At 62.7% G+C, this 23,259-nt stretch carries 20 protein-coding genes and 1 tRNA gene; 18 read left to right on the top strand and 3 right to left on the bottom strand.

Going from position 1 to position 23,259, the window contains the following annotated elements; translation table 11 throughout:
- Positions 1-7 precede the first annotated feature (7 nt).
- The 8 genes from rpmJ (at position 8) to bfr (ending at position 5,355) form a co-directional block, all read left to right on the top strand.
- On the top strand, positions 8-124 hold the full coding sequence (gene rpmJ, locus AC0ZZU_RS09550; protein WP_002555468.1) for a 50S ribosomal protein L36: 117 nt from the start codon (positions 8-10) through the stop codon (positions 122-124).
- 131 nt (positions 125-255) lie between these two features.
- The gene (gene rpsM, locus AC0ZZU_RS09545) at positions 256-612 is read left to right on the top strand and encodes a 30S ribosomal protein S13 (protein WP_158460553.1); all 357 of its coding nucleotides are present in this window, start codon (positions 256-258) and stop codon (positions 610-612) included.
- A gap of 30 nt (positions 613-642) precedes the next feature.
- Positions 643-1,032, top strand: a complete 390-nt coding sequence (rpsK, locus tag AC0ZZU_RS09540; RefSeq protein WP_060392320.1) for a 30S ribosomal protein S11 — start codon at positions 643-645, stop codon at positions 1,030-1,032.
- Between the two features lie 15 nt (positions 1,033-1,047).
- Entirely contained in the window at positions 1,048-1,668 is a 621-nt protein-coding gene (gene rpsD, locus AC0ZZU_RS09535) for a 30S ribosomal protein S4 (RefSeq protein WP_158460554.1), read from the top strand.
- Positions 1,669-1,690: 22 nt separating this feature from the next.
- Complete coding sequence (locus AC0ZZU_RS09530; protein WP_003255452.1) at positions 1,691-2,692, top strand: DNA-directed RNA polymerase subunit alpha; 1,002 nt, start codon at positions 1,691-1,693, stop codon at positions 2,690-2,692.
- A 42-nt stretch (positions 2,693-2,734) separates the two neighbouring features.
- A complete protein-coding gene (gene rplQ / locus AC0ZZU_RS09525; protein ID WP_028695417.1) occupies positions 2,735-3,121 on the top strand; it encodes a 50S ribosomal protein L17 in 387 nt (128 codons plus the stop codon).
- A gap of 171 nt (positions 3,122-3,292) precedes the next feature.
- The gene (locus tag AC0ZZU_RS09520) at positions 3,293-4,735 is read left to right on the top strand and encodes a catalase (protein ID WP_476340312.1); all 1,443 of its coding nucleotides are present in this window, start codon (positions 3,293-3,295) and stop codon (positions 4,733-4,735) included.
- Positions 4,736-4,890: 155 nt separating this feature from the next.
- On the top strand, positions 4,891-5,355 hold the full coding sequence (gene bfr / locus AC0ZZU_RS09515; protein WP_324121520.1) for a bacterioferritin: 465 nt from the start codon (positions 4,891-4,893) through the stop codon (positions 5,353-5,355).
- A 73-nt stretch (positions 5,356-5,428) separates the two neighbouring features.
- Here the strand turns inward: bfr and uvrA are convergent, their stop codons facing one another.
- Complete coding sequence (gene uvrA, locus AC0ZZU_RS09510; protein ID WP_476340310.1) at positions 5,429-8,263, bottom strand: excinuclease ABC subunit UvrA; 2,835 nt, start codon at positions 8,261-8,263, stop codon at positions 5,429-5,431.
- A 129-nt stretch (positions 8,264-8,392) separates the two neighbouring features.
- On the opposite strand from uvrA, the gene AC0ZZU_RS09505 reads away from it, so the two are divergent.
- From AC0ZZU_RS09505 to AC0ZZU_RS09465, 9 genes are all read left to right on the top strand, one after another.
- The gene (locus tag AC0ZZU_RS09505; RefSeq protein WP_476340308.1) at positions 8,393-9,784 is read left to right on the top strand and encodes an MFS transporter; all 1,392 of its coding nucleotides are present in this window, start codon (positions 8,393-8,395) and stop codon (positions 9,782-9,784) included.
- 9 nt (positions 9,785-9,793) lie between these two features.
- On the top strand, positions 9,794-10,369 hold the full coding sequence (locus AC0ZZU_RS09500) for a single-stranded DNA-binding protein (protein WP_476340306.1): 576 nt from the start codon (positions 9,794-9,796) through the stop codon (positions 10,367-10,369).
- 210 nt (positions 10,370-10,579) lie between these two features.
- A complete protein-coding gene (fdnG, locus tag AC0ZZU_RS09495; protein ID WP_476340305.1) occupies positions 10,580-13,645 on the top strand; it encodes a formate dehydrogenase-N subunit alpha in 3,066 nt (1,021 codons plus the stop codon).
- Positions 13,645-14,595 carry a formate dehydrogenase subunit beta gene (gene fdxH, locus AC0ZZU_RS09490; RefSeq protein WP_476340303.1) on the top strand — a complete coding sequence of 317 codons (951 nt, stop codon included), beginning with the start codon at positions 13,645-13,647 and terminating at the stop codon, positions 14,593-14,595. The genes fdnG and fdxH overlap by 1 nt, the downstream gene beginning before the upstream one ends.
- Positions 14,592-15,248: a formate dehydrogenase subunit gamma gene (locus tag AC0ZZU_RS09485; RefSeq protein ID WP_476340301.1), complete on the top strand. Its 657-nt coding sequence runs from the start codon at positions 14,592-14,594 to the stop codon at positions 15,246-15,248. The genes fdxH and AC0ZZU_RS09485 overlap by 4 nt, the downstream gene beginning before the upstream one ends.
- A gap of 4 nt (positions 15,249-15,252) precedes the next feature.
- Complete coding sequence (fdhE, locus tag AC0ZZU_RS09480) at positions 15,253-16,179, top strand: formate dehydrogenase accessory protein FdhE (RefSeq protein ID WP_476340300.1); 927 nt, start codon at positions 15,253-15,255, stop codon at positions 16,177-16,179.
- Positions 16,180-16,275: 96 nt separating this feature from the next.
- Complete coding sequence (gene selA, locus AC0ZZU_RS09475; protein ID WP_476340298.1) at positions 16,276-17,706, top strand: L-seryl-tRNA(Sec) selenium transferase; 1,431 nt, start codon at positions 16,276-16,278, stop codon at positions 17,704-17,706.
- On the top strand, positions 17,703-19,622 hold the full coding sequence (selB, locus tag AC0ZZU_RS09470; RefSeq protein ID WP_476340297.1) for a selenocysteine-specific translation elongation factor: 1,920 nt from the start codon (positions 17,703-17,705) through the stop codon (positions 19,620-19,622). The genes selA and selB overlap by 4 nt, the downstream gene beginning before the upstream one ends.
- A 5-nt stretch (positions 19,623-19,627) precedes the next feature.
- Positions 19,628-19,723 (top strand) — tRNA-Sec (locus AC0ZZU_RS09465).
- Positions 19,724-19,732: 9 nt separating this feature from the next.
- On the opposite strand, the gene AC0ZZU_RS09460 is transcribed toward AC0ZZU_RS09465, so the two are convergent.
- Positions 19,733-20,722 (bottom strand): asparaginase, encoded by a 990-nt coding sequence (locus tag AC0ZZU_RS09460; protein WP_476340296.1) that lies wholly within the window; start codon positions 20,720-20,722, stop codon positions 19,733-19,735.
- A gap of 72 nt (positions 20,723-20,794) precedes the next feature.
- Positions 20,795-22,237, bottom strand: a complete 1,443-nt coding sequence (locus tag AC0ZZU_RS09455) for an alanine/glycine:cation symporter family protein (RefSeq protein ID WP_476340295.1) — start codon at positions 22,235-22,237, stop codon at positions 20,795-20,797.
- Positions 22,238-22,414: 177 nt separating this feature from the next.
- Here AC0ZZU_RS09455 and AC0ZZU_RS09450 point away from each other — a divergent pair, with 177 nt between their 5' ends.
- Positions 22,415-23,233 carry a helix-turn-helix domain-containing protein gene (locus AC0ZZU_RS09450; RefSeq protein ID WP_476340294.1) on the top strand — a complete coding sequence of 273 codons (819 nt, stop codon included), beginning with the start codon at positions 22,415-22,417 and terminating at the stop codon, positions 23,231-23,233.
- Positions 23,234-23,259: the final 26 nt, after the last annotated feature.

Genomic DNA, 23,259 nt, shown 5'->3' with positions numbered 1-23,259 from the left:
GTTGGTGATGAAAGTTCGTGCATCGGTGAAAAAGCTGTGCCGTAACTGCAAGATTATTCGCCGCGAAGGCGTCGTGCGAGTGATCTGCAGCGCGGAACCGCGTCACAAGCAGCGCCAAGGCTGAGTGTGATTTGCGCTTCAAACCCAGCAGCTAGTGTGCTGCTGGGTTGATTATTTGTTTCTACAGCGATATTATCTCGCGCCCTATTTCTTGGCTTCCGGGGCGTAGGTAGCTGTCAATTGGAGTCCCACTGAATGGCCCGTATTGCAGGCGTTAACATTCCAGATAACAAGCATACTGTTATCTCGCTGACCTACATCTACGGTGTTGGTCGCACAACTGCACAGAAGATCTGTGCAGACGCTGGTGTCAACCCAGCCGCTAAGATCAAGGATCTGAGCGACGAGCAGATTGAACAGCTGCGTGGCGAAGTCGCGAAGTTCACCACTGAAGGTGACCTGCGTCGTGACGTCAACATGAAAATCAAGCGTTTGATGGACCTGGGCTGCTACCGCGGTCTGCGCCATCGTCGGGGTCTTCCGGTTCGCGGTCAGCGCACCAAGACCAATGCCCGTACCCGTAAAGGTCCGCGCAAGCCGATCCGCAAGTAATCGCACCAGCGAATCGACAGGAATATAGACATGGCAAAACCTGCTGCTCGTCCTCGTAAGAAAGTCAAAAAGACAGTGGTTGATGGCATCGCCCACATCCATGCGTCTTTTAACAACACCATCGTGACCATCACCGACCGTCAGGGCAACGCGTTGTCCTGGGCTACCTCCGGTGGTTCGGGTTTCCGTGGTTCGCGCAAGTCCACCCCGTTCGCAGCTCAGATCGCTGCCGAGCGTGCTGGTCAAGCTGCGCTGGAATACGGTCTGAAGAACCTCGACGTAAACGTCAAGGGTCCAGGTCCAGGTCGTGAGTCGGCTGTTCGTGCTTTGAACGGCTGTGGCTATAAGATCGCCAGCATCACCGACGTGACGCCAATCCCGCATAACGGGTGCCGTCCGCCGAAGAAGCGCCGCGTGTAATCAGGAGACAGATAAATGGCACGTTACATTGGTCCAAAATGCAAACTGTCTCGTCGTGAAGGCACCGATCTGTTCCTGAAGAGCGGCGTACGCGCTCTGGAATCGAAGTGCAACATCGAAGCAGCCCCAGGTATCCACGGCCAGCGCCGTGGCCGTCAGTCCGACTACGGTACCCAGCTGCGCGAGAAACAGAAAGTTCGTCGTATCTACGGTGTACTGGAGCGTCAGTTCAGCGGTTACTACAAGGCAGCAGCCTCCAAGAAGGGCGCTACCGGTGAGAACCTCCTGCAACTGCTCGAGTGCCGTCTGGATAACGTCGTCTACCGTATGGGCTTCGGTTCGACTCGCGCCGAATCCCGTCAGCTGGTTTCGCACAAAGCGATCAGCATCAACGGTAAGACTGTAAACATTCCATCCTACCAAGTTCGTCCGGGTGACGTGGTCGCGGTTCGCGAGAAGTCGTCGAACCAGCTGCGCATTGTTCAAGCCCTTGAACTGTGCGCCCAGCGTGGCCGAGTTGAGTGGGTTGACGTGGATGCTGCCAAGAAGTCGGGCGTTTTCAAGAACGTTCCTGCTCGCAGCGACCTGTCTGCCGACATCAACGAAAACCTGATTGTCGAGCTCTACTCCAAGTAAGGGCTAGAAAATAGGTGCATCCATGCAGATTTCGGTAAATGAGTTCCTGACACCCCGCCACATTGATGTGCAGGTTGTCAGTCCGACCCGCGCCAAGATCACGCTCGAGCCTCTCGAGCGTGGCTTCGGCCACACCCTGGGCAACGCGCTGCGCCGCATCCTGTTGTCCTCCATGCCTGGCTGTGCAGTAGTCGAGGCCGAGATCGATGGCGTACTCCATGAGTACTCCGCGATCGAAGGTGTACAGGAAGATGTAATTGAAATCCTGTTGAACCTTAAAGGTCTGGCAATCAAGCTGCACGGTCGTGACGAAGTTACGCTGACCTTGTCGAAAAAGGGTTCGGGGGTGGTTACCGCTGCCGATATTCAGCTGGATCATGATGTCGAGATCGTCAACCCCGATCACGTAATCGCTAACCTGGCGTCGAATGGCGCCTTGAACATGAAGCTCACCGTAGCTCGTGGTCGTGGTTATGAGCCGGCAGACTCGCGTCAGACCGACGAAGACGAAAGCCGCAGCATCGGTCGTTTGCAGCTGGATGCTTCGTTCAGCCCGGTACGTCGTATCGCTTACGTGGTGGAAAACGCCCGTGTCGAACAACGTACCAACCTGGACAAGCTGGTCATCGATCTGGAGACCAACGGCACCCTGGATCCTGAAGAGGCTATCCGTCGTGCTGCTACCATCCTGCAACAGCAGCTTGCTGCGTTCGTCGACCTGAAAGGCGACAGCGAGCCAGTAGTTGTCGAGCAGGAAGACGAGATCGACCCGATCCTGCTGCGCCCGGTTGACGATCTGGAACTGACCGTACGTTCGGCCAACTGCCTCAAGGCGGAGAACATCTACTACATCGGCGACCTGATTCAGCGTACCGAAGTAGAGCTGTTGAAAACTCCGAACCTGGGCAAGAAGTCCCTGACTGAAATCAAGGACGTCCTGGCTTCGCGTGGTCTGTCCCTCGGCATGCGCCTCGACAACTGGCCGCCTGCAAGTCTTAAGAAGGACGACAAGGCGACTGCCTGATCGTCGTAATCACCGAACGAACTGTTTGGTAAGGAATGAATCATGCGTCATCGTAAAAGTGGACGTCACCTGAGCCGTACCAGCTCTCACCGCAAGGCCATGTTCCAGAACATGGCGGTGTCGCTGTTCGAGCACGAGCTGATCAAGACTACCCTGCCGAAAGCCAAGGAACTGCGCCGCGTTGCCGAGCCGCTGATCACCCTGGCCAAGGAAGACAGCGTTGCCAACCGTCGTCTGGCCTTCGACCGTACTCGTTCGAAAGCTATCGTTGGCAAACTGTTCAACGATCTGGGCAAGCGCTACGCCACCCGTCAGGGCGGCTACCTGCGCATCCTGAAGTGCGGTTTCCGCGCTGGCGACAACGCTCCTATGGCGTATGTCGAGCTGGTTGATCGTCCAGTCGGCGGTGCTGTAGAAGCCGCTGAGTAAGACGTTTAGTCTGCTACAGAGAACCGGGCCTTGAGCCCGGTTTTTTGTGTCTATACGCATTGAGATTATCTATTGATCTCACTAATGTAATGAATTTGTTTCACACGCCTCCGTACTGGATACTCCTTCTCAAGCCGCCGAGCCGGCACTACATCCAGAGAAGGAAAGCCCATGAGCAAGATACTCACCACCGCCAGCGGCGCCCCGGTTGCCGACAACCAGAACTCCCGCTCCGCAGGCCCGCGTGGCCCCTTGCTGCTGGATGATTTCCATCTGATCGAAAAACTCGCGCACTTCAACCGCGAGAACATCCCTGAGCGCCGCGTGCACGCCAAGGGCTCGGGCGCCTACGGCACGTTCACCGTCACTCGCGACATCACCGATTACACCTGTGCCAAGCTGTTCGAACAGGTCGGCAAGCGAACCGAGACCTTTCTGCGCTTTTCAACTGTTGGAGGCGAGCGTGGTTCGGCAGATACCGAACGGGATCCCCGCGGTTTCGCCCTGAAGTTCTACACCGAGGAAGGCAACTGGGACATTGTGGGCAACAACACGCCGGTGTTCTTCATCCGTGACCCCCTCAAGTTCCCTGACTTCATCCACACCCAAAAGCGTTTGCCGCAGAGCAACCTCAAAAGTGCCCAGATGATGTGGGACTTCTGGTCGCATTCGCCTGAGTCGCTGCACCAGGTCACGATTCTCTTCTCCGACCGGGGTATTCCGGACGGCTACCGGCACATGCACGGTTTCGGCAGCCACACCTACAGCCTCATCAACGCCCAGGGCCAGCGCACGTGGGTGAAGTGGCACTTCAAGACCCGCCAGGGCATCAAGAACCTGACTCCGGCCGATGCCGCCCGTTTGGCCGGCACGGATCCGGACTACGCCCAGCGCGACCTGTTCGGCGCGATCGAGCGTGGGGACTTCCCCAAATGGGCGGTGTGCATCCAGGTCATGAGCGAGGAGCAAGCCGCCATGCGCGCCGAGAACCCGTTCGACGTGACCAAGACCTGGTCGCAGAAGGAGTTTCCCCTGATCGAGATCGGCGAGCTGGAACTCAACCGCAATCCGCTCAATTACTTCGCGGAGGTGGAGCAGGCGACCTTCGGCCCTAGCAACATGGTCCCGGGTGTGGGCCTGTCCCCTGACCGGATGCTGCAAGGCCGTGTGTTTGCCTACGCTGACGCTCACCGCTACAGGGTCGGGACCAATCACCAGCAGCTGGCGGTGAACGCGCCACGCAGCCCGGTCAACTCCTACCAGCGTGATGGCGCCATGGCGTTTGGTAACAACGGCGGTGCCGCCCCGAACTATGAGCCCAACAGCTACAGTGATGCGCCCAAGCAGTCGCCACGCCATGCCGAGCCAGCCTTGGCGCTGAGCGGCGCCGCCGGCAGGCATGACCATCGCGAGGATGGCGATTACTACAGTCAGGCCGGTGCGTTGTTCCGGCTGATGAGTGCCGAGCAAAAGGCACTGTTGATCAGCAACATCGCTGGAACGATGGCAGGGGTCACCGAGGAGGTAGTAGAGCGTCAGTTGCGACACTTCATCCAAGTGGATCGCGCCTATGGAGAGGGGATTGCCCAGGCACTGGGATGGAAACTTGCCTAAGTCGAAGTGATAAGGAGAACCGCCCGCATCTGGGCGGTTTTTCAATGAATATCACTACCGTTTGCCGACTTTTTTCATAGTTTTTGCGTGTTTTTCAGTGACCTCGCAATAATCCTGGTTCAAACTATGGCTTTCACACAAGGAGAAACAGGGCAATGCAAGGTCACCCGGACGTAATCGACTACCTCAACTCGTTGCTCACGGGCGAACTGGCGGCACGCGATCAATATTTCATTCATTCACGGATGTACGAGGACTGGGGCTTCAGCAAGCTCTACGAGCGTATCAACCACGAGATGGAGGAAGAAGGTCAGCACGCCGATGCCCTGATGCGCCGCATCCTGATGCTCGAAGGCACGCCGCGCATGCGTCCTGACGATCTTGACGTCGGCACCACCGTGCCGGAGATGATCGCCTCCGACCTTCGCCTGGAGTACAAGGTGCGTGCCGCGCTGTGCAAAGGCATCGAGCTGTGCGAGCTGCACAATGACTACATCAGCCGCGACATCCTGCGCGCGCAGCTGGCCGACACCGAAGAAGATCACACCTACTGGCTGGAAAAGCAGCAGGGCCTGATCAAGTTGCTTGGCCTGGAGAATTACCTGCAATCGCAGATGTGATCACGCCTCGCGCTGTAGCATGAAAAAAGCCCCTGGCACTCACGTGTCAGGGGCTTTTTTCATATCCGGGGTGTCAAGCCCGGTCCCGCTCCAGCAGCGGCTTGAGGTAGTGCCCGGTGTGCGATTGCTTCATCTTCACCAGTTCCTCCGGCGTGCCGCAGGCAATGATCTGCCCGCCCTTCGAACCGCCCTCGGGCCCCAGGTCGACCAGCCAGTCGGCGGTCTTGATCACATCCAGGTTGTGCTCGATCACCACTACGGTGTTGCCGTGATCGCGCAGGCGGTGCAGCACGTCCAGCAATTGCTGGATGTCCGCGAAGTGCAGCCCGGTGGTCGGCTCGTCAAGGATATACAGGGTCTTGCCGGTATCGCGCTTGGACAACTCGCGCGACAGCTTCACCCGCTGCGCCTCACCGCCGGACAACGTGGTCGCTGACTGGCCCAGCTTGATGTACGAGAGCCCGACATCCATCAGCGTCTGCAGCTTGCGCGCAAGCGCCGGTACCGCATCGAAGAAGCCGCGGGCATCCTCGATGGTCATTTCCAGCACTTCATGGATGTTCTTGCCCTTGTACTTGATCTCCAGGGTCTCGCGGTTGTAACGCTTGCTCTTGCACACGTCGCAAGGCACGTAGATGTCCGGCAGGAAGTGCATTTCAACCTTGATCAGGCCGTCGCCCTGGCATGCTTCGCAGCGTCCACCCTTGACGTTGAAGGAGAAGCGCCCTGGGCCATAGCCGCGCGAACGCGATTCCGGCACGCCAGCAAACAGCTCGCGGATCGGCGTGAAGATACCGGTGTAGGTCGCCGGGTTGGAGCGCGGGGTGCGGCCAATCGGGCTCTGGTCGATATCGACCACCTTGTCCAGATGCTGCAAGCCGTCGACGCTGGCATGCGGCGCCGCTTCCAGCGTGGTGGCACCGTTGAGCGCGGTCGCCGCCAGCGGGAACAGGGTGTTGTTGATCAGGGTGGACTTGCCCGAGCCGGATACACCGGTCACGCAGGTCAGCAGCCCGATCGGCAGCTCCAGGTCGACGTTCTGCAGGTTGTTGCCGCGGGCGCCCTTGACCTTGAGCGAGAGCTTTTTGTTGCGCGGCGTGCGCTTGGCCGGCACCACGATTTTCTTGCGCCCGGAGAGGTACATCCCGGTCAGCGAGTCGGGGTGGTCCATGACCTCCTGCGGGGTGCCCTCGGCAACGATCTGCCCGCCATGCACACCGGCACCCGGACCGATGTCGACCACGTAGTCAGCCAGGCGGATGGCGTCCTCGTCGTGCTCGACGACAATCACCGTGTTGCCCAGGTCCCGCAGGTGATTGAGGGTGCCCAGCAAGCGGTCGTTGTCGCGCTGGTGCAGGCCAATGGAGGGTTCATCAAGGATGTACATCACGCCCACCAGGCCCGCGCCGATCTGGCTGGCCAGGCGGATGCGCTGGGCCTCGCCGCCAGACAGGGTGTCGGCGCTGCGGTCCAGGGTGAGATAGTCCAGGCCGACGTTGACCAGGAACTGCAGCCGCTCGCAGATTTCCTTGAGAATCTTGGAGGCGATCTCGCCACGCCGGCCCGTTAGGGTCAGGCCGCTGAAATAGCTGCTCGCATCGCCGATCGGCAGGCTGGTGACGGCCGGCAAGGTCTTTTCGCCTACCCATACATGCCGTGATTCACGGCGCAGGCGGGTGCCGCGGCAGTCAGGGCAGGGCTGGGTACCCAGGTACTTGGCCAGCTCTTCACGCACAGTGGCCGACTCGGTCTCACGGTAGCGGCGCTCAAGGTTGGGCACGATCCCCTCGAACGGGTGGGAGCGCTTGACGATGTCGCCCCGGTCATTGAGGTACTTGAAGTCGACGTTCTGCTTGCCGCTGCCTTGCAGCAGCAGCTTCTGCTGTTCGGCTGGCAGCTGGCCAAAAGGTTTCTCGAGGCTGAAGCCGAAATGCGCAGCCAGTGAGCCGAGCATCTGGAAGTAATAGACGTTGCGCCGGTCCCAGCCGCGGATCGCCCCCTCGGCCAGGGTCAGCTCGGCATTGACCAGGCGCTTGGTGTCGAAGAACTGCTTGACCCCCAGGCCGTCACAGGTGGGGCAGGCGCCAGCCGGGTTGTTGAAGGAGAACAGCTTGGGTTCGAGCTCGCTGATCGCATGGCCGCAGATCGGGCAGGCGAAGCGGGCGGAGAAGATCATCTCCTCGCCAGGCTCGTCGTCCATCGGCGCGATCAGGGCGATACCGTCGGCGAGCTTCAGAGCAGTCTCGAAGGATTCCGCCAGGCGCTGTTGCAGGTCGGCGCGCACCTTGAAGCGGTCGACCACCACATCGATGCTGTGTTTCTTCTGTTTGTCCAGCTTGGGCAATTCATCGAGTTCGTAAAGCTTGCCGTTGATGCGCGCGCGGACAAAGCCCTGGGCGCGCAACTCGTCGAATACCGCCAGGTGCTCGCCCTTGCGCTCGCGTACCACAGGGGCGAGCAGCATCAGTTTCTTGCCTTCGGGCTCGGCCAGTGCCAGGTCGACCATCTGGCTGACGGTCTGGGCTTCCAGCGGGATGTCGTGGTCCGGGCATCGCGGGGTACCGACGCGGGCATACAGCAGGCGCAGGTAGTCATAGATTTCGGTGATGGTGCCCACGGTCGAGCGCGGGTTGTGCGATGTCGATTTCTGCTCGATGGAAATGGCCGGTGACAGGCCCTCGATAGTGTCGACGTCAGGCTTTTCCATCATCGACAGGAACTGCCGGGCATAGGCCGACAGTGATTCCACGTAGCGGCGTTGACCTTCTGCGTACAGGGTGTCGAAGGCCAGTGAGGACTTGCCGGAACCCGACAGGCCGGTGATGACGATCAACTTGTCACGCGGCAGGGTCAGGTCGATGTTCTTCAGGTTGTGGGTACGTGCCCCACGAATCAGGATCTTGTCCACTGCGGCCTCGCTTGGCGGGCATAAACCAGGAAGTATACGGCGCGCTGCCATTACGCGGCAAAGCGTCGCGTATATGCCGTTAAGCAGTCGGACTGATAGAATCCCCGCCGGTTCACACGAGGTTAATCCATGCACGACAACCACCACGATCGCATGAGTGGCAGCGAAACCCGCGCCGCAGGCGGCCTGGCCTTGGTCTTTGCTTTTCGCATGCTGGGCATGTTCATGGTCCTGCCCGTGCTGGCCACCTATGGCATGGACCTGGCCGGGGCGACACCGGCGCTGATCGGCCTGGCCATCGGTGCCTACGGCCTGACCCAGGCGTTCCTGCAGATTCCATTCGGGATGATTTCCGATCGGATCGGGCGTCGCCCGGTCATCTACGCAGGCCTGGTGATCTTTGCCCTGGGCAGCGTACTGGCGGCCCAGGCGGATTCGATCTGGGGCGTGATCGCCGGACGTATCCTGCAGGGGGCGGGGGCAATTTCAGCGGCAGTGATGGCCTTGCTCTCGGACCTCACCCGCGAGCAGCACCGGACCAAGGCCATGGCCATGATCGGCATGAGCATCGGCCTGTCGTTCGCCGTCGCCATGGTCGTCGGGCCGCTGCTGACGCGTACCTTTGGCCTGTCAGGATTGTTCCTCGCAACCGCGGGCCTGGCGCTGGTCGGCATCGGCCTGGTCGTGTTCGTCGTGCCCAATGCCCACAGCGCACTGCAGCACCGCGAGTCTGGCGTGGCTCGCCAGGCCCTGGGCCCGACCCTGCGTCATCCCGACCTGCTGCGCCTGGATGTGGGCATCTTCGTGCTGCATGCCATCCTCATGGCCAGCTTCGTCGCCTTGCCGCTGGCGTTCGTCGGCGCGGGACTGCCCAAGGAAGAACACTGGTGGGTATACCTGACTGCGTTGTTCGTCTCATTCTTTGCAATGGTTCCCTTCATCATCTATGGCGAAAAGAAGCGCAAGATGAAGCGTGTGTTGCTCGGCGCAGTGGCTGTGCTGATGCTCACCGAAGTGTTCTTCTGGCAATGGGCTGACAACTTGCGCGGACTGGTGATCGGCACCGTGATATTCTTTACCGCATTCAACCTGCTGGAGGCATCCTTGCCTTCACTGGTGAGCAAGGTGTCGCCCGCCGGCGGCAAAGGGACGGCCATGGGGGTCTACTCCACGAGCCAGTTCCTGGGTGCCGCGCTGGGAGGAATACTCGGTGGTTGGTTGTTCGGGCAGGGTGGCCTGAGCATGGTGTTCATGGGCTGTGCCGGTTTGTGCCTGGTCTGGCTGGTTGTCGCGCTGAGCATGCGCGAACCGCCTTACGTGACCAGCTTGCGCATGCCGCTATCGCCGGAAGCGGTCCGGGAAGCCGGGCTGACCGAACGCCTCATGGCCGTGCCGGGAGTGACCGACGCCGTGGTGGTGGCAGATGAAGCCGCCATCTACATCAAACTGGATACGAAAATTTTGGACCGTGCGACCCTTGAGCGTCTGGTAGACCCGGCCTCAGCGGCGTGCGAAGCCTAGGAGAACGTTATGGCCCGTGGGGTTAACAAAGTCATTCTGGTCGGTACCTGCGGTCAGGATCCCGAAACTCGCTACCTGCCCAACGGTAACGCCGTGACCAACCTGAGCCTGGCCACCAGCGAGCAGTGGACCGACAAGCAGACCGGTCAGAAGGTCGAGCGTACCGAGTGGCACCGTGTCTCGATGTTCGGCAAAGTTGCCGAAATCGCTGGCGAATACCTGCGCAAGGGTTCGCAAGTCTACATCGAAGGCAAGCTGCAGACCCGCGAGTGGGAAAAAGACGGTATCAAGCGTTACACCACTGAAATCATCGTCGACATGCAAGGCACCATGCAGCTTCTGGGCGGCCGTCCGCAGAACCAGGATGGTGGCAACCAGTACAACCCAGGCAGCAACCAGGGCGGCAACCAAGGCGGCGGCAACTACAACCAGGGTGGCAACCAGGGCGGTAACAACTACAACCAGGCCCCGCCGCGCCAGCAGGCCCAGCGCCCGCAACAGGCCCCGCAACGCCCGGCGCCGCAGCAGCCGGCCGCGCAGCCTGCTCCTGACTTCGACAGCTTCGACGACGATATTCCGTTCTAGGGCCTGACGCTCCGGAATGAATCAAAGCCCCTGACCGCAAGGCCAGGGGCTTTTTGCTGTCTGCACCCTGACCCGACATGCCGACGCAGTCCCTTTCAGAAATTCTCGGCTAGTCTTAGCCATTGGCGGCCGTTGATTCTGCCGCCACCGTGACAGTTCGAGAGACGCCGGCAATGTCCCGTGCGTCCACCACCTGATCAGGAGTGCACGATGGACCTCAACCGTCGGCAGTTCTTCAAGGTCGCTGCAGTCGGCCTTGGAGGCTCGAGCCTGGCAGCGTTGGGCATGGCCCCGACGCCGGCCTTCGCCGAGCAGGTACGCCACTTCAAGCTGGCGCACACCAGGGAGACCCGCAACACATGCCCCTACTGTTCGGTAGGCTGCGGCCTGATCATGTACAGCCAGGGCGATGCGGGCAAGAACGTCTCCCAGAACATCATCCATATCGAAGGCGACGCGGACCACCCGGTCAACCGCGGCACGTTATGCCCGAAAGGAGCAGGTCTGCTCGACTTTATCCACAGTCCCAACCGGCTGCTGTACCCACAGGTGCGCAAGCCGGGCGGCACCGAATGGACGCGGGTCAGCTGGGACGAAGCCATGGACCGCATTGCCGATCTGGTCAAGATCGACCGCGACGCCAACTTCATCGAGAAAAACGCCGAGGGCCAGACCGTCAATCGCTGGCTCACCACCGGCTTTCTCGCCGCTTCCGCTGCTTCCAGCGAGGCGGGTTACCTGACCCACAAGGTCATCCGCTCACTGGGCATGCTGGGGTTCGATAACCAGGCACGTGTCTGACATGGCCCGACGGTGGCAAGTCTTGCCCCGACGTACGGCCGTGGAGCCATGACCAACCACTGGACCGATATCGCCAACGCGAATCTGATCCTGGTAATGGGTGGCAACGCAGCAGAGGCCCATCCGTGCGGCTTCAAGTGGGTAACCGAGGCCAAGGCGCATAACCAGGCGCGGCTGATCGTGGTCGATCCCAGGTTTACCCGCACCGCAGCAGTGGCCGATTACTACGCGCCGATTCGCACCGGCAGCGACATCGCCTTCATGGGCGGCCTGATCAATTATCTGCTGAGCACCGACAAGATCCAGCACGAATACGTGCGCAACTACACCGACGTTTCGTTCATCGTCAAAGCCGGCTTTGGCTTCGAGGACGGGCTGTTCAGCGGCTACGATCCGGTCAAGCGCACCTACAACGACAAGTCAGGCTGGGGCTACGAGATCGGCGAGGACGGCTTCGCCAAGGTCGACCCGACCCTGCAGGACCCGCGCTGCGTCTATCAACTGATGAAGCAGCACTACAGCCGCTACACCCCGGAACTGGCCAGCATGACCTGCGGCATGCCGCAAGCCAGCATGCAGAAGATCTGGGAAGAGATCGCCACCTGCTCGCAACCGGGCAAGACCATGACGATCCTCTACGCCCTGGGCTGGACCCAGCACTCGATAGGCGCGCAGATCATCCGCAGTGCGGCCATGGTGCAGTTGCTGCTGGGCAACGTGGGCATGCCCGGAGGTGGCGTCAACGCCTTGCGCGGCCACTCCAACATCCAGGGCCTGACCGACCTTGGGCTGTTGTCCAACTCACTCCCGGGTTACCTGACCCTGCCGGGCGATACCGAGCAGGACTACGACGCCTACATCGCCAAGCGGGCGCCCGTGCCGCTACGGCCGGGCCAGCTGTCCTACTGGCAGAACTACGGCAAGTTCCACGTCAGCCTGATGAAGGCCTGGTACGGTGCCAAGGCAACCGCCGAAAACCGCTGGGGCTATGACTGGCTGCCCAAGCTCGACATCCCCGGCTACGACGTATTGAAAATGTTCGACCTGATGGGCCAGGGCAAGGTCAACGGCTATATGTGCCAAGGCTTCAACCCCATCGCCGCGTTGCCTGACAAGAACCGTGTGACAGCAGCGCTGAGCAAGCTCAAGTGGCTGGTGATCATGGATCCCCTGGCGACTGAAACCTCGGAGTTCTGGCGCAAGGTCGGGCCATTCAATGACGTCAGCAGTGCCGACATCCAGACCGAAGTCATCCGCCTGCCCACCACCTGCTTTGCCGAGGAAGACGGTTCCCTGGTCAACAGCAGCCGCTGGCTCCAGTGGCACTGGAAAGGTGCCGACGGCCCAGGCGAGACACGCACCGATGTGCGCATCATGAGCGAGTTGTACCTGCGCCTGCGCAAGCGCTACCAGGAGGAAGGCGGCGCCTACGCCGAGCCATTGCTCAACCTCAGCTGGCCTTACAAGGTGGCCGACGAGCCATCCCCGGAAGAATTGGCCAAGGAGCTCAACGGCAGCGCGGTCATCGACCAGGCAGATGCCGCAGGCACGGTGCTGAAGGCCGGCCAGCAACTGGCGGGCTTCGGCCAGCTCAAGGACGACGGCAGCACCGCCTCGGGCTGCTGGATATTCTGTGGCAGCTGGACCGAGCAGGGCAACCAGATGGCCCGGCGCGACAACAGCGACCCGTTCGGCATGAAGCAGACCGTCAATTGGGCGTGGGCCTGGCCATCCAACCGGCGCATCCTCTACAACCGCGCTTCGGCCGACCCCCAGGGCAACCCCTGGGATCCACACAAGCGCCTGGTCTGGTGGAACGGCAAGACCTGGGGCGGCACCGATACCCCGGACTACAAGGTCGATGTCCCGCCCGAGGCGGGCATGAACCCGTTCATCATGAACCCCGAAGGGGTCGCGCGCTTCTTCGCCCTCGACAAGATGGCGGAGGGACCATTCCCTGAGCACTACGAGCCCTTCGAGACCCCCATCGGCATCAACCCTCTGCACCCGAACAACAAGAAGGCCACCAGCAACCCGGCCGGACGTGTGTTCGATTCGGTGTGGGAAACCCTCGGTCAGGCCAAGGACTTCCCCTATGCCGCAACGACCTATCGACTGACCGAGCACTTCCACTTCTGGAGCAAGCACTGCCGCCTCAATGCCATCGCCCAGCCCGAGCAGTTCGTCGAGATCGGTGAAGTGCTGGCCAACGAGAAGGGCATCGCGGGGGGGGATCGGGTACGGGTGAGCAGCAAGCGCGGGTTCATCGAGGCGGTGGCGGTGGTGACCAAGCGGATCCGGCCGCTGCAGGTCAACAACCAGACCGTGCACCAGATCGGCATCCCGCTGCACTGGGGCTTCACCGGCGAAACCCGGCATGGCTACCTGACCAACACCCTGGTGCCGTTCCTGGGTGACGGCAACACCCAGACGCCGGAATCCAAGTCGTTCCTGGTCAACGTGGAGAAGATCTGATGGCCAGCCAAGATATCATCGCCCGGTCAGCCACCACGACCGTCCCTCCCTCGGTGCGCCAGCAGCAGGAAGTCGCCAAGCTGATCGACACCACCAAGTGTATCGGCTGCAAGGCCTGCCAGGTGGCGTGCTCGGAGTGGAACGAGCTGCGTGACGAGGTCGGCCACAACCACGGCACCTACGACAATCCCCACGACCTCACCGCCGAGACGTGGACCCTGATGCGCTTCACCGAGCACGAGACATCCGATGGCAACCTGGAGTGGCTGATCCGCAAGGACGGCTGCATGCATTGCGCAGATCCTGGTTGCCTGAAGGCGTGTCCGAGCCCCGGCGCGATCATCAAGCACGCCAACGGCATCGTCGACTTCAACCAGGACCACTGCATCGGCTGCGGCTACTGCATCACCGGCTGTCCTTTCAACATCCCGCGGATCTCGCAGAAAGACCACAAGGCCTACAAGTGCAGCCTGTGTTCAGACCGCGTGGCCGTGGGGCTGGAGCCCGCCTGCGTGAAAACCTGCCCGACCGGCGCCATCGTCTTTGGCACCAAGGACGACATGAAGACCCATGCCGCGGAACGGATCGTTGACCTCAAGTCGCGTGGCTTCGACAACGCCGGTCTCTACGACCCCGACGGGGTTGGCGGCACCCATGTGATGTATGTGCTGCACCACGCCGACACGCCGCGTATCTATGCGGGCCTACCGGACGAGCCGGTGATCAGCCCGCTGGTCGGGCTGTGGAAAGGCATCAGCAAGCCGCTGGCGCTGCTGGCCATGGGCGCCGCGGTGGTCGCAGGCTTCTTCCATTACGTGCGGGTAGGACCGCAGCGGGTCGAGGAAGAAGAGCATCCGGCGGCGGTGGACAGCAGCGTGCATCAGGTGGACCCGGCGGTCCATGTCTATGACCCAGGCAAGCCTGGTGGGCAAGGGGAGCAGCGGCCATGAACGATGACAGACCGATCCTGCGCTACACCGCCAACCAGCGGACCAATCACTGGTTGGTGGCCATCCTGTTCGTCATGGCCGGGCTGTCGGGGCTGGCGCTGTTTCATCCGGCGCTGTTCTGGCTCAGCAACCTGTTTGGAGGGGGGACGTGGACACGGATCCTGCACCCTTTCATGGGCGTGGCGATGTTCGTGTTTTTCCTCGGCCTGGTGGTGAGTTTCTGGCGCGCCAACTTCATCACCGCCAACGACCGCCTGTGGTTGCGCCGCATCGACAGGGTGATGCTCAATCGGGAGGACGGCGTGCCGGTGATCGGCAAGTACAACGCCGGGCAGAAGCTGCTGTTCTGGACCCTGTTGCTGTGCATGCTGGTCTTGCTGGTCAGCGGGGTGGTGATCTGGCGCGCGTATTTCAGCGAGTATTTCGGAATTGGCGCCCTCAGGGTTTCTACCTTGCTGCATGCGCTGGCGGCTTTCGTGCTGGTGCTCAGCATCATCGTGCATATATATGCCGGCATCTGGATCAAAGGCTCGGTGGGCGCCATGCTGCATGGCTGGGTCAGCCGGTCCTGGGCGCGCAAGCACCATGAGCTGTGGTACCGCGATGTAACCGGCGACAAGCCACCACACCGCGCCACCCGCAAGGAGGGATGAACGCTTGAGTACGATCCTGGAGCCTGGGCAGATTGAAGCCTCCGCGGTCTCGCCACCGTTCTTGCACCTGCCACCGGCCAACCTGTTCGAGTTGCGCGCCGCACGCCTGGAACGGCTGGCCGAAGGGCATGCGCTTGCCGGTTACCTTCGGCTAGTCGCCAGCCTGTGCCGCGTGCAGCAGCAATTGCTGGCGCTGCCGCCTGGCGGCGTACCGGTCGAAGCAGAGCGCCAGCGCCTGTGCATCAGTCATGGCCTGCCGCCCTTGTCGGCCGACAGCCTGGTGCGCGAGGGTGCGTGGCTGGTCTGGCTGCAGGCCTTGCTCGATCTCTACGTTCCGCCGCCTGGGGATGCGTTGGCCGAGGCCTTGCGGCAATTGCGCGAGGCGGACACGCAGCAGCGCAAAGGCTGGGGCATCGCCTTGCTGGCGGGGCAATACGATGCGCTGCCAGCGGCGCTGGTGCCATTCATTGGAGCTGCGCTGCAGGCCGCCTGGAGCCATTGGTTGCTGGCGCTGCCGGCTGGCGAGATCAAGGCGGGCGGCAGCCTCAGCCAGTGCCCGTGCTGCGGTTCTCCGGCGATGGCCGGCGTGGTGCGTAACCGCGGCAAGCACAATGGCCTGCGCTACCTGGTGTGTTCGTTGTGTGCCTGCGAGTGGCATGTGGTGCGGGTCAAGTGCGTGTACTGCGAACAAAGCAAGGATCTGCGCTACAGCAGCTTCGAGGATGACCGGCATGCGCCGGAAAAAGCGCCGCTGCGTGCCGAGTGCTGCCCGGGGTGCAAGGGGTACCTGAAGCAGCTGTATCTGGAGAACGATGCCGAGGCTGAGGCCCTGTCGGCGGACCTGGCCAGCCTGGCGCTGGACATGGCGCTGGACGAGGCGGGGTTTCAGCGGATGGCGCCGAACCTGATGCTGGCGCCGGGGGGCGGGTAGGCGGTCTACACTCTGAGACCGAGTCGCCCCTAATCGCGTCCCGACTTGCCCGCGATAGGACCCGTCCAGACACCGGATAAGCCCAAGGTCGCCTGCATGCCCCACAGCACCCACAGCACCCACCCACGTCTACCCTCCATCGACACCCTCCTGCGCCACCCCGCCTGCCAGCCCCTGCTTGACCGCCACGGCCGCGATGCCGTCCTGGCCGCCCTGCGCCAGCTGCTCGATGGCCTGCGCGACCCCGCCCGCCGGGGCCAGCTCAGCGGCGCCGAGCTCACCGCCGAAGTCCTTACCGGCCGCGCCAGCGAACGTCTCGCACTGCAGAGCCAGAGCCACATCCGCCGCGTATTCAACCTTACCGGCACCGTCCTTCACACCAACCTCGGCAGGGCATTGCTGCCCGAGGAAGCCATCCAGGCCGTGCAACTGGCTGCCCGCTACCCGCTCAACCTCGAGTTCGACCTGGCGACCGGCAAACGCGGCGACCGCGACGACCTCATCGAAGGACTGATCCGCGAGCTCACCGGCGCCGAGGCCGTCACCGTGGTCAACAACAATGCCGCTGCCGTGCTGCTGGCGCTCAACAGCCTGGGTGCGCGCAAGGAGGGCATCATCTCCCGCGGCGAACTGATCGAGATCGGCGGCGCCTTCCGGATACCCGACATCATGGCCCGCGCCGGCGTACGCCTGCGCGAGATCGGCACCACCAACCGCACCCACGCCCGAGACTACCAAGCGGCCATCGGCCCGCGCACCGGCCTGCTGATGCGGGTGCACTGCAGCAACTACAGCATCCAGGGCTTCACCACCCAGGTGCCGACCGCGGCGCTGGCCGAGATCGCTCACCAGCACGGGCTGCCATTGCTCGAAGACCTGGGCAGCGGCAGTCTGCTCGACCTCACGCGCTGGGGCCTGCCCGCCGAGCCGACCGTGCGCCAGGCGCTGGCCGATGGCGCCGACATCGTCACCTTCAGCGGCGACAAGCTGCTCGGCGGACCTCAGGCAGGGATCATCGTCGGCCGCAAGGAACTGATCGCCCGGATCAAGAAGAACCCCCTCAAGCGCGCCCTGCGTGTCGACAAGCTGACCCTGGCGGCACTCGAAGCAGTGCTTGGCCTGTACCGCAATCCCGATCGCCTGGCCGAACGCCTGCCAAGCCTGCGGCTGCTGGCCCGGCCGCAGCAGGACATCATCGCCCAGGCCGAACGCCTGGCGCCTGCCTTGGCCAGCCAGCTCGGTCCCCAGTGGTCTGTCAGTGTCGAGCCGGCGCTGGGGATGATCGGCAGCGGCAGTCAGCCTGTGGCGCGCCTGCCCAGCGCCGCCCTGTGCATGCGGGCCCAGGTTTCCAAGCGTCTTCGTGGCCGCAGCCTGCATGTACTGGAGCGGGCCCTGCGTGCCTTGCCAGTGCCGGTGCTAGGACGTATCGACGACGACGCGCTGTGGCTGGACCTGCGCCAGCTCGACGACGAGACCCAGTGGCTGGCGCAGTTGCCCGGACTGCGGCTGGGCGTGGTGTCAGCGTGATCGTCGGGACCGCCGGGCATATCGATCACGGCAAGACCGCATTGCTTCAGGCCCTGACCGGGCAGGCGGGCGACCAGCGTCAGGAAGAGCGCGACCGCGGGATGACCATCGACCTGGGCTACCGCTACGCGGCGCTGGAGCAGGACGGGCCGCTCACGGGATTCATCGATGTGCCGGGGCATGAGCGTTTCATCCACAACATGCTGGCCGGCGCCCATGGAATCGATGTGGTGCTGCTGGTGGTGGCCGCGGACGATGGCGTGATGCCGCAGACCCGCGAGCACCTGGCGATCGTCGAGTTGCTGGGTATCCCTCAGGCCCTGGTGGCGATCACCAAGTGCGACCGGGTCGAGGCGCCGCGGATCGCCCAGGTGCAGGCCGATGTGGCCGCGCTGCTCGCTCAGGGTAATTATGCGGGCGCCGCGCAATTCGCCGTTTCGAGCGTGAGTGGCGAAGGCATCGACGCCCTGCGCCAGGCGCTGCTGCAGCTCCGCGACAGGGTACAGGCGCGCGGCGTGGCCGACGGTTTTCGCCTTGCCATCGACCGTGCTTTCGCCGTGACGGGAGCGGGCATCGTGGTCACCGGCACGGCACTCGCCGGGCGGGTGGACGTCGCCGATACCCTGTTACTGGGCAAGGCCGGCAAATCGGTGCGGGTGCGCGGCCTGCATGCACAAAACCAGGCCGCACCAACGGCCCAGGCCGGCCAGCGAGTGGCCCTGAACATCAGCGCCGAGCGGCTTGCGCTGGAGCAGATCCACCGGGGCGACTGGCTGGTCGCCGAGTGGCTCCACGCGCCGAGTACGCGTATCGATATCGAGATGAACCTGCTGCCGGGCGAAACACGTCCATTCGCTCACTTCAGTGCCGTCCATGTGCATCTTGGCACCCAGGATGTCACCGCGCGGGTAGCGCTGCTGCAGGGCGAGACGCTGCGCGGCGGTGAGCGGATGTTCGCGCAACTGCTGCTCAACGCACCTTTGCAGGCAGTTCACGGCGACCGGCTGGTGTTGCGTGACCAGCGCGCCGAGCGGACCTTGGGTGGCGGCAAGGTGCTCGATCCCTTCGCCCCGAGTCGTCAGCGCCGCAGTGAGGCGCGGCTGCGACAGTTGCAGGTGCTGACCGACGCCTTGAGCCTGGAGCTGGCGTTGCCAGCCTTGCTCGACGCTGCGCCTGGCGGCCTGGAGCCACAGCGGCTGGAGCGCCAGTTCAATCGGCTGCGCGGTAGCTGGCGAATGCCCGGCAATGCCCTTGTCGTCGCGACGCGCCAGGGCCAGCTGTTGTTCGCCAGGGGGCACTGGAAGAGGCTCGGGCAGCAAGTGATCGAGCAGCTTGCGCTGTTCCATGAGCAGGAGCCTGACCAGTTGGGCCCGGACCGGGACCGCCTGCGCCGCTTCGCCGCCCTGTCCCTGGAACGTCCGGCTTTCATCAGCCTGCTGGAGGAGTTGTTGAGCGGTGGGGAGATCGCCGCCAGCGGTCCATGGCTGCATTTGCCTGATCATCAGGTCCGCCTTACCGACGCGGAGACCGAGGCATGGGCACAGCTCGAGCCCTTGTTGCTGGAAGGGCGGTTCGATCCGCCCTGGGTCAGGGCTCTCGCCGGTACGCTGGCCTTGACGGAGGCTGATGTCCGCTTGCTGATGCGCAAGCTGGCGCGGCTGGGGCTGGTGCATCAGGTGGTCCGGGACCTGTTCTACCCTGAGGTGACGATCCGGCGCATGGCCGAGCTGCTGGTCCAGCAGTCGGACGGCACGCTGGTGGTGCAGGTTGCCGAATTTCGCGATATGTTGGGCATCGGCCGCAAGCGGAGTGTGCAGATACTGGAGTACTTTGACCGGATCGGCCTGACACGCCGGGTGGCCGACCAGCGCCATGTTTGCCCGGACAACGCCTTGGCCCAGCAGCCCAGGCGATGATTCAAGGAAGGCAATCGCGCCCGGTGGCGCGGCCGGGCTTCAAACCCGGTTGGGGACGGCATCCGTTCCCGGGCAGGTTCGACTCCCGCTGCCTTCCGCCATTTACAGGCTCAGCCCCGCTCCCCACACAGATCCAGCGCGAACCAATGCTCTGCCGCTTCTGCGTCCAGTCCTGCACCGAGCAGCGCAAACATCTTCCCCAGCGCTGCCTCACGGGTCATTCCGCCGCCACTGGCCAAGCCGGTCTCACGCAACCGGCTCCCCGCAGCGTACGTCCCGAATTCCACCGCACCCTCAGGGCACTGACTGATCGCGGCAATCATCACGCCGTTCTGGCGGGCGTCATGCAGTGCATCAAGCAGGGCCTGATCGTCCGAGGGCCCTGTGCCGCTGCCATAGCATTCCAGCAGCAGGCCGTGGGCGCCGGTGGCCAGCAGTGCACTCACATGCTGCGCCTGCAGGCCAGGAAACACCGGCAGCACGACCAGGTTCACCATCTTGCGCACTTGTCGGTAATCCAGCGCCGCCGGGATCGAAGCGGCCTTTTCAGCTTCACGATGACGGGGCAACACCACAAACGCATCGAACGCTTCGCTACGCAGCTTCGAGGCTCGCGCGCCATGCAGCAGGTGACCGTTGAAGTACAGCTGCACGCCATCTTCCAGCCCATCGGCAAACAGCTGCAAGGCGCCTTCGAGATTGCCCCAGGCATCGCTGCCGGGGGCGCCAGCGGGAAGCATCGAGCCGGTCAGCACTATCGGTACCGGCAAACCCAGCAACAGGAACGACAACGCTGCGGCGCTGTAGGCCAGCGTGTCGGTGCCGTGCAGCACCATCACACCATCATGGCCGTCGCGCTCTACCGCTTCGACGATGGCGTCGCGCATGGCCAGCCAGTTGGACTGCTGCATGTTGGCGCTGTCCAGCAATGGGTCAAGTTCGCGCAACGACCAGTTTATCTGCGGTGCATCCGGGCGTTTTGCCAGGTGCTCGCGCATCCGCGCTTCAAAGCCGCCCGCAGGCGCGAGGCCCGCCGGCGTCTCGAGCATGCCGATGGTGCCGCCGGTATATAGGACGAGGAGGTTGCTGACTGCACGCATGGGGCGTTCCGTGGCGATGAGCGGAAGGATGTGGCCGCCCGCGGGAGGGGCGGCCAGGGAGGCGTGAGAGTATCAGCCTTGAGTCTGGACCTGGCCGGTGGCCTTGTCAGCAGCTGTTTCCACCTGTGGATTGGCCGGCCAGGCGGCGCGGTCCAGGTCCAGGTCGGGGAACTTGGCAGAGTCGAACACTGGCTGCTTGATGCCGGCACGGCGCTGGCCATCGTAGTCGCGCATCACCCGCAGGCCGACCTTGAACAGCATCGCCAGGGCGATCAGGTTGACGAAGGCCAGGCAGGTCATGGTGATATCGGCAAAGGTGAACACGGTCGACAGGTTCTGCACCGAGCCCCACACCACCAGCGCCAGCACCAGAGCGCGGTAGCCCAGCAGCACCAAGCGGTTGCGGCTGAGGAACTGCAGGCTGGTCTCGCCCAGATAGTAGTTGTAGAGGATGCAGGTAAACACGAACAGCGACAGCGCGACGCTGACGAACAGGCGGCCCCAGTCACCGACCACGGCAGCCAGGGAGTTCTGGGTGAGGACGATGCCGTCACCTTCGAAGCCCGGGGTATAGAAGCCCGACAGCAGGATCAGCAGCGCGGTGCAGGTGCAGATCACGAAGGTGTCGAGGAACACGCTGAAGGCCTGTACCACGCCCTGGGCGCCTGGATGACGCACAGCGGCGACGGCGGCGACGTTAGGCGCGCTGCCAAGGCCCGCTTCGTTGGCGAACACGCCACGCTTCACGCCCATGACGATGGCGCTGCCGAGCAGGCCGCCGAAGGCTGGGTCGAGGCCGAAGGCGCTCTTGAGGATGGTTTCAAGCATGGCTGGCACGTGCTCGATCTGGCTGCCGATCACGTACAGGGTGACGCCGATGTAGGCCAGGGTCTTGACCGGTACCAGCAGGTCGGAGACCGAAGCGATGCGCTTGATGCCGCCCAGGAAGACCACCGCCAGCAGCACGGCCAGGGCAATGCCGGTGTGCTCGGGCGCGAAGCCGAAGGCGTTCTGCAGCGAATGGGTCACGGTGTAGGACTGCAGGCCGTTGAAGGCAAAGCCGTAGGTCACCAGCAGCAGGACCGAGAACACCACTGCCATGCGCTTGAGCTTCAAGCCATGCAGGATGTAATAGGCTGGGCCGCCACGGTACAGGCCGTCACCGTCGGCGCGCTTGTAGACCTGGGCCAGGGTGCACTCGAAGAAGCTGCTGGACATGCCCACCAGTGCGGTGACCCACATCCAGAACACCGCGCCTGGACCGCCCAGGGTCACGGCGATGCCGACACCTGCGATGTTGCCTGCGCCGACCCGGCCGGCGAGGCTCAGCATCAGGGCCTGGAACGAGCTCAGCTGGCCCGCCTGGCCTTTCAGGGATTCCTTGAAGACGCCGAACATGTGTCCGAAATGACGGAACTGGACGAACCGCGAGCGGATTGTGAAATAGCTGCCGAGTCCGACGATCAGCACGATAAGGAGTTTCCCCGAAAGGAAATCGTTGAGCACTTCGAGCATGGTGTAACCCTCGATTCTTGTTCTTTTGCGTGAAAGACCGCAGCGATGTCGTGGCACCGCGCTTTGTTGGGGCGAATGGTTGGCCATGACAAGAGTGGTTACAATTTCGCAGGTTGGTCTGATTTGATGCGACCTGATGCTAGAATGGCGTCAATCGCATCACCAGGAACGGCGCCCATGAGCGAACATTTCGCGGCTAATCTCAAGCTCGCCTGCAATCATTACCGCTCTATTTCAGAGGTTTGCCGGCAGCTGTCGATCAACCGCGCGCAGTTCAACAAGTACCTGAGCGGGCAGAGCCGGCCCACGGCCTACAACCTCAAGCGCATCGGCGATTTCTTCGGCGTCGAGGATTACGAGCTGGGCTTGCCGCCCGAGCAGTTCGCCCGCCTGATCGGCGCGCGCACCACCGAAAGCCTCGCGCAACAGCAGGGTGACCCTCTCAGCGACCTGCTCAAGCCCCTGCACGCCCATTCCGGCAACTTGTCCCGCTACTGTGGCTACTATTTCGAATACTCCAACTGCATGTCGGTGCCGGGGACCATCCTGCTGTCGCTGGTGCACCTGTATGAAGAGCGCGGCAGCTTTATGTTCGAGCGCCAGGAACGGCAGGAACGTACCAGCAGCACGGACGTACAGGCCGAAGACTGGGTACGCTGCCGCTACCTGGGCGCGGCCTTCCAGCTGCAGGATCGCCTGTTTCTCATCGACTACGAGTCGCTGACCTTCAATGAGATGAGCCAGACCATCCTCATCCCCAGCTTCAAGAGCCGCATTACACGGCTGAACGGCCTCAAGACCGGCGTATCGAGCGGCGACCGCCGGAACCCTGCCTGCACTCGCGTGGTCTGGGAGTACCTGGGGCCCGAGATAAACCGCATCAACGCGTACCGCCAGGTGAAGCTGTACCGCCCGGATGATCCGCGCATAGATGATGACGTGCGCGAACGACTGAACGTCGGGCCGATTCGCAATGGATTGTTCGAGATCGAATAATGCCAACCTGTCGCAGGGCCCCGGTT

This window comes from Pseudomonas sp. JE3303 (genome assembly GCF_056312565.1).
This window is presented reverse-complemented; position numbering and strand designations above follow the sequence as displayed.